The organism is Actinokineospora baliensis, from assembly GCF_016907695.1.
GTDB classification, from domain to species: Bacteria; Actinomycetota; Actinomycetes; order Mycobacteriales; family Pseudonocardiaceae; genus Actinokineospora; species Actinokineospora baliensis.
This window is the reverse complement of sequence record NZ_JAFBCK010000001.1, coordinates 7,510,809-7,525,730: the sequence shown is the minus strand read 5'-3', so window position 1 is coordinate 7,525,730 and position 14,922 is coordinate 7,510,809. Positions and strand designations below refer to the sequence as shown.

The following is a 14,922-nucleotide window of genomic DNA, read 5'->3' as shown; positions in this document are numbered from 1 at the left end:
ATCGTGGATTCACCGCTTCGAGGAGGAGTCGCGCAGTGGGCACACCCCAGGCCACAGGCGGCCGTGCGCCGGTCGGCAGGCTGAGCAAGGTCGCCGGTCTCGTCGCGCTCGTCGTCCTCGGTGCGTCGGGCTGCTCCACCGACGAGGTGCTGCGGTTCGGCTGGCCCGAGGGCATCACCCCGCAGGCAGAGCGGATGCGCGAGTTCTGGACCTGGTCGGTGGTGGCCGCGCTGATCATCGGCGTCATCACCTGGGCGCTCATCCTGTGGCCGGTGGTCGCCCACCGCAAGCGCGGGGAGACGCTGCCCAAGCAGTTCCAGTACAACCACTTCCTGGAGTGGATCTACACCGGCATCCCGGTCGTGATCGTGGTCGTGCTGTTCTACTTCACCGCCACCACCCAGAACTACATCCAGACCGAGACCGACGAGCCGGACGTCACCGTCGACGTGCTCGCGTTCCAGTGGAACTGGGAGTTCGACTACAAGAACTACAAGAACACCAAGGGCGCCCTCGACGTGCCCGCCGCGCCGGGTGACACGACGGTGCGCACCATCGGCAGCTCGGTGGAGATCCCGCTGCTGGTGCTGCCCACCGAGCGCACCATCCAGTACAACCTCAAGTCGCGCGACGTGATCCACGCGTTCTTCGTCCCCGAGTTCCTCTTCAAGCGCGACGTGTTCCCGCACCCGGAGAAGAACAACCAGGACTCGACGTTCCAGAACCGGATCGACAAGACCGGCTCGTTCGTCGGCCGCTGCGCCGAGCTGTGCGGCACCTACCACTCGGGGATGAACTTCGAGGTCCGCGCGATCACGCCGGCCCAGTTCGACCAGTACATGGGCCTGCGGGTGAAGACCAACCCGAAGACCGGCAAGCCGTACACGGCAGCCGAGGCGCTCACCGAGATGAACTGCGGCGAGCTGTGCTCCCCGGTCGCGGTGACCACCAAGCCGTTCAACACCGACCGCACGGCCCGCACGGCCACGAACTAGGCGCCACGAACAGGTGAATGTGAGGACTGCATGAAGGTCGAAGCCCGGCTTTTCGACATCACCACCGGCTTCTTCTTCCTCTCGGCCATCGTCTACGGCGTGTGGTCCAAGGAGCCCGTCGGCACCGTCGGCCTGATCCTCACCGGCGGCCTCTCCCTCATCGTCGGCACCTACTTCCACTTCGTCGCCCGCCGCCTCGACCAGCGCCCGGAGGACAACCCGGACGCCGAGGTCAGCGACGGCGCTGGCGAACTCGGCTTCTTCAGCCCCGGCAGCTACTGGCCCGTCGCCCTGGCCGCCTCCGCCGCGCTGGCGGGCTTCGCCATGGCGTTCTGGCAGATCTGGCTCCTGGTCATCGCCATCGTCCTGATCCTCGTCGCCGTCGGCGGCCTGGTCTTCGAGTACCACACCCGCCCCAACGCGACGGACTGACCTATAGGACAACAAGAAGGGCCCCGCACCAGACCGGTGCGGGGCCCTTCTTGTTGAGTTCGTTGGTGCCAGGTGGGGTTCGTCGGCTCCTAAGCCAGTTCCCGCGACCGTTCGATCCAGCGGTCCAGCAACCGCTCCGCCGACCCGTTGTCGATCGCCTCCGCCGCCGCCCCGAGTCCCGCCTCGAAGTCCGCGTACAGATCCCCCGACAACCCCCGGAACGCCGCGATCGCCCCAGCCGCGTTCAGCACCACAGCGTCCCGCACAGGCCCGCGCTTGCCGCCCAGCAGATCCCGGACCACCTGGGCGTTGAACGGCGCGTCACCGCCACGCAGGTCCTCCGGCACCGACACCGGGACCCCGAGGCGGGTCGGGTCGAAGGTCTGCTTGGACACAGTCCCACCCGAGACGACCCACACGGATGTCGTCGTCGTGGTGGTGATCTCGTCGAGGTTGTCGTCGCCGCGGACCACCAGGACAGACGCGTCGCGGGAGGCGAAGACCTCGGCCACGACCGGCGCGAGGCGTAAGTTGGCGCAGCCCACCAGGCCCGCGCGGGGCTGGGCCGGGTTCGTCAACGGGCCCAACACGTTGAACGCCGTGGGGATGCCGATCTGGCTGCGGACCGGGCCCGCGTGCCGCAGCGCCGGGTGGAACGCGGGGGCGAAGCAGAACGCGATGCCCACCTCGCGCGCGCAGGTGGCCACGCCCTCCGGGGAGAGGTCGATCACCACGCCGAGTTCTTCGAGGACATCGGCGGTGCCGCACTTCGACGAGGCGGCGCGGTTACCGTGCTTGACGACCGGGGCGCCCGTCGCGGCGGTGACCACAGAGGTCATCGTGGAGATGTTGACCGTGTGCGCCTGGTCGCCGCCGGTGCCCACGACGTCCACGGCGGGCCGGTCGAGCTCGACCAGGCGGGCGTTGGCCATCATGCCCTCGGCGAGGCCGCCGATCTCGGCCGCGGTCTCGCCCTTGGCGCGCAGCCCCACGGCGAACGCGGCGATCTGGGCGGGCGTCGCGGCACCGGACATGATCTCGTTCATGGCCCACGACGTGTCCGCCGCGGTCAGGTCACCGCCGTCGACCAGGTGGTTGAGCAGCGACTTCCAGGTGCGCTCGGCCACCGGGTCAGCCCCGGACGAGCGGCAGGCGCTTGGTGCGCAGCACGTCGGCGACGGTCTCGGCGGCGGTCAGCGGGTCGAGCGGGTGCACGACCACCGCGTCGGCCTGCGACCAGGTCGCCAACCAGCGGTCGTCCTTGCGGCGCACCGCGATGACGATCGGCGGGCAGTCGGTGATCTCGTTCTTGAGCTGCCTGCACAGGCCCATGCCGCCGGTCGGCTGCGCCTCGCCGTCGAGGATGGCCAGGTCGATGCCGCCCGCGTCCATCTCCATCAGCACCTCGGACACCGTGCCGACCTCCACGTAGGCCACCCGGCCGATGTCGGCGGCAGGCCTGCGGCCCACGGCTGTGATGATCGTCTCGCGGACCTCGGGCCGGTGGCTGAAGACCAGGATCTTCAGTGCTGCGGTGCTCATGCGTCCTCCGGTCATCCGAGTAGGTACCCGTGGTGATGTTATCGGTCTCACGTCACCTGCTCTGCAAGACGTCCCACCCCAGCGCCCGCCCGCCCAACCGCGCCGCGAGACTGGCCATCCTGGACCGCTCCCGCGAGCACTCCAGGGCGTCCACGACCCGCACACGCAGGGCGTACACGGTGACCACGGCCCCGTCGTGCGGCAGCACTTCCCGCAGCGCGTAGCCGTCCTGGGCCACGATCGCGGCCGCCTCGTCGACCCGGTCGGCGGGCAGTGACAGGTGGTGGCGCAGCACCGCCTGATCAGTGGGGCGGAAGTCACTGGACCGGGTGAGCGCGGCGGAGGCGGCCTCGGCGTCGTCGAAACAGGCCGCCACGACCGCCAAGTCCGGGTCGTCCTGGTTCAACCCCGGTGCCCGTTGCCTGGAGAACGCCGTACGAAGCCCGCTGAGAAAGCCCACGTCCCCGCCCTTCCGACCGCCCCGGCGCGCCGAGGAGGTCTACTCGCGACCCGACCGGGCGAGCCCACTACTCGCAAGACATAATGCGACCCGTGACTGCAGCAGCGCCCTCCATTGGCCAGCGTGTGCACTCGCTGAACCGGCCGAACATGGTCAGCGTCGGCACCATCGTCTGGTTGTCCAGCGAGCTGATGTTCTTCGCCGGGCTGTTCGCCATGTTCTTCACCGTCAAGGCGCAGAACAGCACCGGCCACTGGCCGCCGCCGCTGGCCGACGGCGAGCCCGTGCACCTGGACGTGCCCTACGCGCTGCCGTTCACGATCATCCTGGTGGCCTCGTCGTTCACCTGCCAGCTCGGCGTCTTCGCCGCCGAGCGCGGCGACGTGTTCGGCCTGCGCCGCTGGTACATCGCCACGCTGATCATGGGCGCGATCTTCGTCGGCGGTCAGGCCTACGAGTACTACAACCTGATCAACGAGGGCGTGACCATCCCGTCCGGGGCGTTCGGGACGGTCTTCTACCTCACCACCGGGTTCCACGGCCTGCACGTCATCGGCGGCCTCATCGCCTTCGTGTACCTGCTCGTGCGCACCAAGCTGAGCAAGTTCACCCCGGCGCAGGCGACCTCGGCGATCGTGGTCTCGTACTACTGGCACTTCGTCGACGTGGTCTGGATCGGCCTGTTCGCGGTCATCTACCTGGTCCCATGACCGCCGCAGCCGAGCCAGCAGCCGCCCAGCCCGCCACCACCAGCTCCACCGGGCCCGAACCGACAGCAAGGGTTGCCGTTCAATGAACAAGAAACTGCCGCGCCGCGGCAAGCTCCGCAGGCGCGTGGCCGGTCTGCTGGCCCTCGGTTTCGCGCTGATGTCGGTCGGCGTCCTGTACTCCGCGTTCGCCCCCCAGCCACCGGTCGCCGAAGCGCAGGGCGACCCGGCGCTGGTGCGCGAGGGCGAGCGGATCTACAACACCACCTGCATCACCTGCCACGGCGCCAACCTCGAGGGCGTTGCCGACCGCGGCCCCAGCCTGATCGGCGTCGGCGAGGCGGCCACCTACTTCCAGACCGCCACCGGCCGGATGCCCGCGGTGCGCCAGGAAGCCCAGATCGAGCGCAAGCCCCCGAAGCTCGACCCGCACCAGATCGACGCCATCAGCGCGTTCGTCGACTCCAAGGGCGGCGGCGCCAAGCTGCCGGAGGAGCAGGGCGAGGCGCTGCGCGGCGACAACCCGGCCCGCGGCGGCGAGCTGTTCCGGCTCAACTGCGCGTCCTGCCACAACTTCACCGGCCGCGGCGGCGCGCTGTCCTCGGGCAAGTTCGCGCCCAAGCTGGACGGCGTCACCGAGACCGAGATCTACGCGGCGATGCTCACCGGCCCGCAGAACATGCCCAAGTTCTCCGACCGGCAGCTCACGCCGGAGGAGAAGAAGGACATCGTCGCCTACGTCAAGTCGGTCACCGACGGCAACAACAACCCCGGCGGCAACCCGATCGGTGGACTCGGGCCGCAGTCCGAGGGTCTGATCGCATTCATCGTGGGGATCGCCGCGCTGGTCGGCGTGACCCTCTGGATTGGGGCTAAAGCATGAGTTCCACCAACCCCCAGCAGCTGCCGAGCGAGGAGGAACTCGCGGGGATGTCCCGCGAGGAGCTGGTCAAGCTCGGCGGCAAGCTCGACGACGTCGAGATCATCGAGTACCCGGACCCGTGGCCGGTCAAGGGCACCCGCGCCGAGAAGCGCGCCGAGCGCCTGGTCGCGATGTGGTTCCTGCTCGCCGCCGTCGGTGGGCTCGCCTTCGCCGGGGTGTTCCTGTTCTGGCCGTCGGCCTACACCGCCCCGGACACCGACGGGTACTTCATGTACTCGCTCTACACCCCGCTGCTGGGCGCGTCGCTCGGCCTGTCGGTCGTCTCCGTCGGCCTGGGCACCCTGCTCTACACGAAGAAGTTCATCCCGCACGAGATCGCCGTGCAGCAGCGCCACGAGGGCAGCTCCAGCGAGCTGGACAAGGCCACCATCCTGGCCCACCTCGCCGACGCGGGCACCCGCAACGGCATCGCCCGCCGCTCGCTGATCAAGCGGACCGCGGGCCTGGGCGCCGGTGCGATGGGCCTCGGGGTCGGCGTGTTCGCCCTCGGCGGCCTGGTGCGCGACCCGTGGGCGCAGACCGACTCGCCGAACTCGCTGTGGCACACCGGCTGGAAGTCCGACAACGGCGAGCGCGTCTTCCTGCGCCGGGCCACCGGTGACCCGGAGGAGGTCGTGCTGGTCAAGCCCTCCGACCTGGACGCGGGCGCGATGGAGACGGTCTTCCCGTTCCGCGAGTCCGAGCGCAAGGACCACGAGGCGCTGTCCAAGGCCCTCAAGCGCTCCGACAACCCTGTCATGATCATCCGCCTGCGCCCGGAGGACGCGGCCAAGGTGATCAAGCACCAGGGCCAGGAGGACTTCAACTACGGCGACTACTACGCGTACACGAAGATCTGCAGCCACCTCGGCTGCCCCACCTCGCTCTACGAGCAGCGGACCAACCGGATCCTCTGCCCGTGCCACCAGTCGCAGTTCAACGCGCTGGAGTACGCCAAGCCCATCTTCGGTCCGGCGACCCGCAAGCTGGCCCAGCTCCCCATCGCGGTCGACGAGGAGACGGGTTACCTTTACGCCAGGAGCGATTTCATCGAGCCGGTTGGGCCCGCCTTCTGGGAGCGGAAGTCATGAGCGCCATCACATCTCCCACCAAGCCCACCAACGCCGCCCTCCGCGCGGCCGGTGGGGCGGCGAAGTGGGCCGACGACCGGTTCCACCCGGCCGGTGGCCTGCGCAAACAGCTCAACAAGGTCTTCCCGACGCACTGGTCGTTCCTGCTCGGCGAGATCGCCCTCTACAGCTTCATCGTCCTGCTGCTGACCGGCACGTACCTGGCGCTGTTCTTCGACCCCTCCATGCAGGAGGTCGTCTACCAGGGGTCGTTCGCCAACCTGCGCGGCCTGGAGATGTCGCGGGCCTACGAGTCCACGCTGATCATCAGCTTCGACGTGCGCGGCGGCCTGTTCGCCAGGCAGATGCACCACTGGGCCGCGCTGCTGTTCATGGCCTCGATCGTCACCCACATGTTCCGGGTGTTCTTCACCGGCGCGTTCCGCCGCCCCCGTGAGGTCAACTGGGTCATCGGCGTCAACCTGTTCCTGCTCGGCGCCACCGAGGGCTTCGCGGGCTACTCGCTGCCCGACGACCTGCTCTCCGGCGCCGGTCTGCGGATCATGTCCGGCCTGCTGCTGTCCATCCCTGTGCTGGGCACCTGGGTGCACTGGCTGCTCTTCGGCAGCGAGTTCCCCGGCGAGGACATCGTGCCCCGGCTCTACACGGTGCACATCCTGCTGCTGCCCGGCATCCTGCTCGCGCTCATCGGCATCCACCTGGCGCTGGTCTGGTACCAGAAGCACACCCAGTTCCCCGGCGTGCGCCGCAAGGAGACCAACGTCGTCGGCGTGCGCATCATGCCGGTGTTCGCGGTCAAGGGCGGCGCGTTCATGGCCGTCGTCGTCGGCGTCACCGCCGCGCTGGGCGGTCTGTTCCAGATCAACCCGATCTGGAACTTCGGACCGTTCAACGCCGCGCACATCTCCGCGGGCACGGTGCCCGACTGGTACATGGGCTGGACCGACGGCCTCATCCGGTTGTGGCCCGCGTGGGAGGTCTACCTCGGGAACTACACGATCCCGGCGGCCTTCTTCCCGTTCATGCTCGGCCTGCCGCTGCTCGGCGGCATCGCGACGGTCTACCCGTGGATCGAGCGGAAGTTCACCAAGGACTACGCGCACCACAACCTGCTGCAGCGGCCCCGGGACGTGCCGGTCCGCACCAGCCTCGGCGTGATGGCGATCACCTACTTCATGGTGTCGCTGCTGTCGGCGGCCAACGACGTGCTGGCGGAGAAGTTCTTCATCTCGCTCAACGCCACCACCTGGATGGGCCGGATCGGGCTGCTCGTGCTGCCCCCGATCGCGTACTTCCTCACGTACCGGATCTGCCTGGGTCTGCAGCGCTCCGACCGCGAGGTGCTCGAGCACGGTGTCGAGACCGGCATCATCAAGCGCCTCCCGCACGGCGAGTTCATCGAGATCCACCAGCCGCTGGGCCCGGTGGACGACCACGGCCACCCGCTGCCGCTGGAGTACCAGGGCGCGCCGGTGCCGAAGAAGATGAACAAGCTCGGCTCCGCCGGTGCCCCGGTCCAGGGGTCCTGGCTGACCCCGGACCCGCCGGAGGAGACCGCGGCGCTGGCCAGGGCGCGGGCCGCCGAGCACGCGCAGCTGGAGTCGGGTCACAGCGAAGACCCGCCCGCGAAGCACTGAGTCACCCCGCTGGTGGGGGGCGGTACCCGGATCGGGTGCCGCCCCCCACCGCGTTCCGGGCCGTTGACCTGCCACGCGTCGCGGATTCGCGATAGCCTCCCGGGCGTGATCCAGCGGGTGGTGCGCGGTGCGGCGGTGACCGCCCTGGTACTGGGGCTGGTGGGCTGCGGGTCCACCGAAGAGGCGCCCCCGCCGGTGTCCACCCCGCACCCCGTCGTCGCCGAGGTCCCGACCGCCGCCACGGCGTCGTCGGCTCCCGCGGCGTCGTCTGCTCCCGCTGCCGGGTCGCCCAGCGCCGCGAAACCCGAGGACTGCCCGTTGCCCCAGTCAGGGTTCGACTGCGACCTCCAGCACCGCATCGCCGCCGCCGAGAACTACGCAGGGGGCAGGCCCGGCACGGTCGGGATCGTCCTGCGCGACCGGGAGACCGGGGCGGTGTGGCGCAACGCGCACGCCGGAGACCTGACCTGGACGGCGTCGACGATCAAGCTCGCCATGGTGGTCGACCTGCTGCGCCGCTCCCGCGCGCACACCGTCGCGCTGACGGCCCGCGACCGCGACCAGATGGCCGCCATGCTGCACAACTCCGACGACGACGCCGCCACCACCCTGTGGACCAAGTACGGCGGCGCCGACCACATGACGTTCAACCGGGCGTTCCCCGAGTACGGCATGACCTCCCTGCGCGCCGAACGCGGCTACAGCAAGGTCTTCCCCTACTGGGGCTTCCAGAAGTGCACCGCCGACGACCTCGACCGCCTGATCAACCACGTCCTCACCGCCGTCCCCGCCGACGACCGCACCTTCATCCTCACCCACATGCGCCAAGTCGCCCCCAACCAACAATGGGGCGTCTGGGGCGCGGGCCCCGCCGCCCACCCCGGCAACAAGGACGGCTGGTCCGAAGAAGACGGCGGCTGGGTGATGAACACGGTGGGCTTCGTCGGCCCCAACGAGCGCTACACCCTCGCCATCATGAACAACCTCCACGGCAAGGGCGGCTACGACGACGGCAGGCAGACGGACACGGAGATCGCCCGGCTGCTGTTCGCGGGGCGGTTCTAGACCGCGCCGGGTGCCACGTCGTTAGGCGGTTCTAGTCGTCGCCGAGGTTGAAGGCGGCTTCGGTGTCCTTGCGGGAGAACGAGCGGTAGGCGATGTGGGTGGCGGTGTCGAGGACGCCGGGGATCTTGCTGATCCGGCCGGGGATGAGGCGGGCCAGGTCCTCGTGGTGGGGGACCCGCAGGACGGCCACCAGGTCGATGTCACCGGCACACGAGTAGACCTCGGCCACGCCCTCGACGTCGGCGATCGCCTGGGCGGTCTCGGCGATGGCGTCGGTCGCCGCGCTGATCAGGACGATCGCGGTGATCATGGGGGTCCTCCTGTGTGGTCGTCCCGGCCAGCCTAGAGGGGTCGCTACGCTCGGGCCCGAGCCGAGGGAGAGGACACGGGGTGCAGACACCGGACGAGTGGCTGGCCGACTTCGAGGCCAAGGTCGCCGACTTGCAGCAGAAGGCCACCGACTTCAAGCAGGCCGTGGAGTCCTCGGCCACCACCCTGACCGCCGACGAAGGCGACATCTCCGTCACCGTCGCCCCCAACGGCGCCATGACCGGCCTCGAACTGACCGACACCGCCCTGCGCGCCGCCTCCGGCAAGGCCCTCGCCGACCGGATCATGGCCCTGGTCCGCACCGCCCGCCAGAGCGCCGCCGACGGCGTGGCCCAGGCGTTCGTACCGCTGGGCGGGGACGCCGAAGTGGTGCAGCACATCGCCGTCACCGAGGCCGAGCCCGAGGAGAAGCCGCGCAAGGTGGACGCCGACGAGGAGGACTACTCGCAGTCGCGCGCGGTGTACAACAACGACAGGTGGTGACCCTACAGCTGCGGGGCAGCGTCGCGGGGCGGGCGCGGTCCGGCCAGCTGCGCCACTTGGCGGCGTGGGTTGGCTCGGCCCAGGGGGAGGCCGCGTAGGGCGGACGCTGATGAGACGGACTATTGGCAGTTGCGCGCGGTGAACAGCGCGAGAGGCGGTGCTGTCAGTCGCGGGGCGGGTGCGGTCCGGCCAGCTGCGCCACTTGGCGGCGTGGGTGGGTTCGGCTCAGGGGCGGAGCCGAGGGGAAGCCGTGCATGGCCGTCGCCGACGAGGACTACTCGCAGTCGCGGGCGGTGCAGCAACGACAGTTGGTGACTCGTCAGTCGCGGGGCAGTGTTGAGGCGCGGGCGCGGTCGGCGCGGTCTAGCCAGCCGCGCCAGCTGGCGGCGGCTTGGGCGGGTTCGGACCAGGGTTCGGAGCAGCGGACCATCCGGGTGCCCGGTTTGTCGAGCCACCGCAGGACCACGCCTACCTCCTCAGCTGGCGCGCCGAACAACGGTCCCTCCGCGGGGATGACCGTCTCCGCTGCGGCGACCAGGGCCTCCACCACCGGCATCGGTGACACCCCCCGGCGCGCCACCCCCGCGGACGCCAAGCGCCCGTGTCGGACCACCGCGAACTCCCAGCCCCCGGCGCCGTCCGGGCGGGCGGCGACGAGCTCGGTGACCCTGGCCAGGGCGGCCAGCCGCTGACCGCGGTCGAGTGCGCGGATCAGTGACCGCATCCGGTCCCGCTCGCCACCGGCCTGCTCGTAGCGCTGCGCCGCCGACAACTCGGTCAGCCGCAGGTGTAGGCGCTTGAGCGGAGCCAACTCCTGGCCAGCCACCAGCGACACCACTGATGTGACCGCGGGCGCGTACTCGTCCGGGGTCTGCCTGCCGACGCACGGCGCCGCGCACCGGCCCAGCTCCGCGAGCGCGCACGGCGTGGCCTCGCCGCCACCGACCGGGATGCGCAGCGTGCACGGCCGCACCCCGGTGGCCTCTTGCAGCGCTGACATGGCCTCCTCGGCGTGCCCTCGCGCGCGGAACGGGCCTAACGCACCGTCGCGCGGTTTGCGCACCAGCGACAACCGGGGGAACGCCTCTTCGGTTAAGACCAGCCACCAGCCGTGTCGGGGGTTCTTAGACCGGCGGTTGTACTGCGGCTTGTGCGCCGACAGAAGACGCAGCTCGCGGACCTCGGCTTCCAGCGGGTGCGCGCAGCTGATCGTGTCCACCCGTTCGGCGAGAGCGACCATCTCGCGCAAGCGACGCCGGGTCTCGCTCGCGGTGAAGTATTGCCGCACCCGCCGCCGCAGGTCGGTCGCCGTGCCGACATAGAGGACCTCGTCCGAGGGACCGCGGAAGAGGTACACCCCCGGGTCGTTCGGCACGTTCTCGGCCAAGGTGCGCTTGCGCCGCTGCGCTGCGGTGACCTCGGGGATGTAGTCGAGCAGTTCCTCCAGTGACTGCACGCCGAGCGACCCGACCCGCTCTAGCAGCCCGTGCAGCACGTCGACGGTGGCGCGGGCGTCGGCCAGGGCCCGGTGGATCGGCGTCGTTGAGGCACGGAACAACTGCGCGAGCGCGGACAGCTTGCAGCTCGGGGCCTCTTCACGCGTGAGCACCCGCCTGCCCAACCGCACCGTGCACACCACCGCGGGCTTGGGCCAGTGGTAGCCCAATCGCTGGCAGGCGGCCTTGATGAACCCCACGTCGAACCCGGCGTTGTGCGCGACCAGCACCGAGCCCGCCGCGAACTCCAAGAACGCGGGCAGCACCTCCTCGACCCGGGGCGCGGTGTAGACCATGGCGTCGGTGATGCCGGTGATCGCCACGATCTCGGGCGGGATCCCCCGACCGGGGTCGACCAGGGTGGCGAACTCGCCGAGCACCTCGCCGCCGCGGACCTTGACCGCGCCGAACTCGGTGATCGCGTCCTGCTCCGCGCTGCCCCCGGTCGTCTCCAGGTCGAAGACGACGAACGTGGTGTCGCGCAGCGGGGTGCCCAACTCGTCGAAGGTCAGTTGCGCCCGGGTGCTCATCGGCGTGGTCATCACGACCGAAGCTAGATCACCCCACCGACAGTCCGATCCCACCGGCGCTGCGCCGCGCGGCGGCACGACTAGCCTTAAGGGATGGCACTGTCCTCGCTGCCCGACCCGCCCGACGGGCCTGAAGCGTCCACATCGGACGATCAGGGCCCGGTCGTGGAGTGGTCCGGGCTGCCTGAGCCGGTCCGCGGCAGGCTCGCCGAGCTCGCCGCCGAGGCCGTCGGGGCGCTGCCCAAGGTCGACGTGCCGCAGTCGCTGCGCGCGGTGTCGAGGTTCGCCCCGGCCAAGCGGGCCCGGCTGGGCGGGGCCGCGCTGATCGCGGGCCTGCGCGACGCGCCGGGGTTCCGCACCGCCGTGGTCCAGTGGTGCCGCGACCACAAGCCCGCTGCCCTCGACCTGGGCGGGGACGACCCGGTGGCGGTAGCCACCGCGGCGGTGCTGCTCGGCGAGGAGACCGCCGTGCACTACCTGGAACTGGTGTCGCGTAGGGCCTCCGACTCCTCACTACGCGCCGAGCGCGACGCTGCGGTGACCAAGTTGCGCAAGGTCGAGACGGAGCTGGAGCGCATCCGCACCGAGCTGTCGTCCTCGACCGGGGCGGCCGACCGGGTCCGCGCTGAGGGCGAGGTCGAGCTGGAGCGGCTGCGCAAACGACTGCGTGAGCAGGGCGCCAAGCTGCGTGAGGCCAAGGACGCCGCCGCGGCCGCTGAAGCCGCCGCTGAGCAGGTGCGTGCCGAGGCCCGGGCCGAGGTCGCGGCGCTCACCGAGCAACGCGACCGCGACCGCGACCGGGCCAAGGAGGAGCGGGCCAGGGCCGCCCGCGCCGAGGCCGACGCCGAGATCGCCCGCCAGTCGGCCAGGGAGGCCCGCCAGGCCGACGAGGTCCGGCTGGCGTTGTTGGTCGACACCCTCGACGGCGCGGTGACCGGACTCCGCCGTGAGCTCGCCCTGGGCGGCGGCGGACCCCGCCCGGCGGACCTGGTGCGGGGTGCGACGGCCGCGCAGGGCGTCGTCGGCCGGGTCGAGGACCCGGCGGCATTGGACCGGCTGTTGGCGCTGCCCGCTGTGCACGTGGTCGTCGACGGCTACAACGTCACCAAGACCGGCTACCCGGAGCTGTCGCTGGCCGACCAGCGCGACCGGCTGGTCCGCCAGCTCGCCTCGCTCGCCGCGCGCACCTCGGCCGAGGTGACGCTGGTGTTCGACGGGGCGGGAGTGGTGGCCGTCCCGGTCACGGCGCCGCGCGGGGTGCGGGTGCTCTTCAGCGACCCCGGTGTGCTGGCGGACGACGTGATCAAGGCCCTGGTCACCGCGGAGCCCGAGGGCAGGCCGGTGGTCGTGGTGACCTCCGACCGGGCCGTGGCCGACGCGGTGCGCAGGCGCGGGGCGCACCCGGTGCCCTCCGCGGTCCTGTTGGCCAGGCTGGGTCGCGTGTAGGCACCCATGCGGTCGGCGATCGCGATGGGCGCGGCAGCGGTGCTGGTCACAGCACTGCTGAGCGGCCCCGTGTCCGCGCAACCGGTTCCCCCGCAGATCGAGGCCGGTGTTCCGCCGGGCACCCCGGCGCCGGACACTCGCCCCGGTGAGGCGTTCGCCGATCCCAAGGTCGCCGCGTTGCAGCGGACCGCCACCGACATCCAACGTGAGCTGACCGGGCTGGGTGAGCTCGCGCGTACCGCTGAGCAGGAGCTGGGTCGGGCCACTACGCATGCGAGCGAGGCCACTGCTCGTCGCGAAGAGGCTGATCGGGTTGTTGCCGCGCAGCAGGCCGAAGTCGACTCTTACACGTCTGCGCTCTATGGCTCCCTTGGCGTACCGGGCGGCGTGCACGTTCTGCTCACTGCAGGAGGCCCGGACGACTTCTTGACCGGCAGTTCGCTGATCGGTCGGCTGCGGGCTGACCTCGACGCCCGTCTAGGCGCGGCAGTGGAGAGGCAGCGAGAGGCGTCGCAGGCTGAGAGTGAGGCTCTGGGCGCGCAGCGGGAGGCGTCCGACCGTAAGGGCGAGCTGGAGCGCCGTAGTGCGGACGCGTCCAACCGTGCGGCTGCGGTGTCCTCGGAGCTGCGGGGGCAGCTGGCAGACACAGACGCTGCCGTGGTCGCGCTGCAGAAGGCACAGCAAGAGCGCAATACGACTACTGCGGCCAACTGGAAGGCCTACACGGACAAGCTCGCAGCTGCTGGGGTCGTCCTGCCGAAGGCTGCCGCACTGCGTGATCCGGACCGGTTGCCAGCGGGCCTCTTGCCGCTGGTGGGGGCGGGTGGCGTACGGCAGCCCGGAGTGGCGCAGGCGGTGGCTGGGGGCGACCGGCTTCTGGTATTGCCAGCTGAGACGATCGCTGCGGTGACCCTGGCTGTTGGGGCGCTTGGCAAGCCTTACGTGCCCGGCGTGGGCGGTCAGGGACCTACGGCGTACTCGTGTGATGGGCTCGTCCACGCCGCCTATGCATCGGGTGGCATAACCCTGCCTGGCGGCTTGGGGGAGCAGTTCGGGGTTCTTATGCCCGTTACCGACCCGCACCCCGGAGATGTCGTGTTCCTCGGCCCCGCGCGCCTGGGAGCCCAGGGCGTCGGGATCGTGTTGGACGAGAAGACCATGCTCGTTGCCGACGCCCGGTTGGCCGGTGTGATCGTGACGGACCTACCGGGTGTGGACACAGTCCTCGGGTTCGGCAGGCCGTCCTTGGCGTTCAGGGAGCCCGTGGCGGCCCCCAAGGCGACCGATGGTGGCCTCACCTGGCGATGTGGTGGCGTACAGCTGCCTGCGCGGTCTGCGGGCGAGGCTCCAGGCGCCTGGGGCGGCTTCCCGAACGGACTGATCCCGCTCACGGCGCTGTGCCCTATAGGCGTCGGTAGCCATGTCCTGCGGTGCGACGCGGCCCAGGGCTACCAGGCGATGTCCTCGGCGTTTACTGCCGCGTTCGGGCGGCCGCTGTGCGTGACGGACTCCTATAGGACCTACACCGCACAGGTCCAGTTGTATGCGGTCAAGCCCGCATTGGCGGCTGTCCCGGGAACGAGCAACCACGGTTGGGGACTCGCGGTCGACCTCTGCGGCGGCGTCCAGACCGCCGGTTCGGCCGAATACGCGTGGATGATCGCCAACGCCGGTTCGTTCGGCTGGTCGAACCCGCTTTGGGCCCGCCAGGGAGGCGGCCGCGAAGAACCGTGGCACTGGGAGTACGTCGCGGGCTGAGGCCCATTGATCGACTCGTTCGGGGTAA

General features: G+C 70.4%; 15 protein-coding genes. 10 read left to right on the top strand and 5 right to left on the bottom strand.

Going from position 1 to position 14,922, the window contains the following annotated elements:
* Positions 1-35: 35 nt before the first annotated feature.
* Both ctaC and JOD54_RS33120 read left to right on the top strand, forming a co-directional pair.
* Positions 36-995 carry an aa3-type cytochrome oxidase subunit II gene (gene ctaC / locus JOD54_RS33125; protein ID WP_307860472.1) on the top strand — a complete coding sequence of 320 codons (960 nt, stop codon included), beginning with the start codon at positions 36-38 and terminating at the stop codon, positions 993-995.
* Between the two features lie 30 nt (positions 996-1,025).
* Positions 1,026-1,427 (top strand): cytochrome c oxidase subunit 4, encoded by a 402-nt coding sequence (locus JOD54_RS33120; RefSeq protein ID WP_204455853.1) that lies wholly within the window; start codon positions 1,026-1,028, stop codon positions 1,425-1,427.
* A gap of 89 nt (positions 1,428-1,516) precedes the next feature.
* On the opposite strand, the gene trpD is transcribed toward JOD54_RS33120, so the two are convergent.
* From trpD to JOD54_RS33105, 3 genes are read right to left on the bottom strand one after another with little or no spacing between them, the layout of a single operon-like run.
* On the bottom strand, positions 1,517-2,554 hold the full coding sequence (gene trpD / locus JOD54_RS33115; RefSeq protein ID WP_204455852.1) for an anthranilate phosphoribosyltransferase: 1,038 nt from the start codon (positions 2,552-2,554) through the stop codon (positions 1,517-1,519).
* Between the two features lie 4 nt (positions 2,555-2,558).
* Entirely contained in the window at positions 2,559-2,969 is a 411-nt protein-coding gene (locus JOD54_RS33110; RefSeq protein ID WP_204455851.1) for a hypothetical protein, read from the bottom strand.
* A gap of 52 nt (positions 2,970-3,021) precedes the next feature.
* The gene (locus tag JOD54_RS33105; RefSeq protein WP_204455850.1) at positions 3,022-3,429 is read right to left on the bottom strand and encodes a hypothetical protein; all 408 of its coding nucleotides are present in this window, start codon (positions 3,427-3,429) and stop codon (positions 3,022-3,024) included.
* An 83-nt stretch (positions 3,430-3,512) separates the two neighbouring features.
* Between JOD54_RS33105 and ctaE the strand changes: the two genes are divergently transcribed.
* From ctaE to JOD54_RS33080, 5 genes are all read left to right on the top strand, one after another.
* On the top strand, positions 3,513-4,139 hold the full coding sequence (ctaE, locus tag JOD54_RS33100; RefSeq protein WP_204455849.1) for an aa3-type cytochrome oxidase subunit III: 627 nt from the start codon (positions 3,513-3,515) through the stop codon (positions 4,137-4,139).
* A gap of 82 nt (positions 4,140-4,221) precedes the next feature.
* Positions 4,222-5,019 (top strand): cytochrome bc1 complex diheme cytochrome c subunit, encoded by a 798-nt coding sequence (qcrC, locus tag JOD54_RS33095; protein WP_204455848.1) that lies wholly within the window; start codon positions 4,222-4,224, stop codon positions 5,017-5,019.
* A complete protein-coding gene (gene qcrA, locus JOD54_RS33090) occupies positions 5,016-6,149 on the top strand; it encodes a cytochrome bc1 complex Rieske iron-sulfur subunit (protein ID WP_204455847.1) in 1,134 nt (377 codons plus the stop codon). The genes qcrC and qcrA overlap by 4 nt, the downstream gene beginning before the upstream one ends.
* A complete protein-coding gene (gene qcrB / locus JOD54_RS33085) occupies positions 6,146-7,786 on the top strand; it encodes a cytochrome bc1 complex cytochrome b subunit (RefSeq protein ID WP_204455846.1) in 1,641 nt (546 codons plus the stop codon). The genes qcrA and qcrB overlap by 4 nt, the downstream gene beginning before the upstream one ends.
* Before the next feature lie 105 nt (positions 7,787-7,891).
* Positions 7,892-8,851, top strand: a complete 960-nt coding sequence (locus tag JOD54_RS33080) for a serine hydrolase (RefSeq protein ID WP_307860471.1) — start codon at positions 7,892-7,894, stop codon at positions 8,849-8,851.
* 31 nt (positions 8,852-8,882) lie between these two features.
* Here JOD54_RS33080 and JOD54_RS33075 read toward each other — a convergent pair whose 3' ends face one another.
* Positions 8,883-9,161, bottom strand: coding sequence for an Lrp/AsnC family transcriptional regulator (locus tag JOD54_RS33075; RefSeq protein WP_204455845.1), 279 nt, complete (start codon positions 9,159-9,161; stop codon positions 8,883-8,885).
* An 80-nt stretch (positions 9,162-9,241) separates the two neighbouring features.
* Here JOD54_RS33075 and JOD54_RS33070 point away from each other — a divergent pair, with 80 nt between their 5' ends.
* Entirely contained in the window at positions 9,242-9,664 is a 423-nt protein-coding gene (locus JOD54_RS33070; RefSeq protein ID WP_204455844.1) for a YbaB/EbfC family nucleoid-associated protein, read from the top strand.
* Positions 9,665-9,983: 319 nt separating this feature from the next.
* On the opposite strand, the gene JOD54_RS33065 is transcribed toward JOD54_RS33070, so the two are convergent.
* Complete coding sequence (locus tag JOD54_RS33065) at positions 9,984-11,702, bottom strand: DEDD exonuclease domain-containing protein (RefSeq protein WP_239573588.1); 1,719 nt, start codon at positions 11,700-11,702, stop codon at positions 9,984-9,986.
* Positions 11,703-11,783: 81 nt separating this feature from the next.
* Between JOD54_RS33065 and JOD54_RS33060 the strand changes: the two genes are divergently transcribed.
* Both JOD54_RS33060 and JOD54_RS33055 read left to right on the top strand, forming a co-directional pair.
* The gene (locus JOD54_RS33060) at positions 11,784-13,136 is read left to right on the top strand and encodes an NYN domain-containing protein (RefSeq protein WP_204455843.1); all 1,353 of its coding nucleotides are present in this window, start codon (positions 11,784-11,786) and stop codon (positions 13,134-13,136) included.
* A gap of 6 nt (positions 13,137-13,142) precedes the next feature.
* Positions 13,143-14,894: a D-alanyl-D-alanine carboxypeptidase family protein gene (locus tag JOD54_RS33055; RefSeq protein ID WP_239573587.1), complete on the top strand. Its 1,752-nt coding sequence runs from the start codon at positions 13,143-13,145 to the stop codon at positions 14,892-14,894.
* Positions 14,895-14,922: the final 28 nt, after the last annotated feature.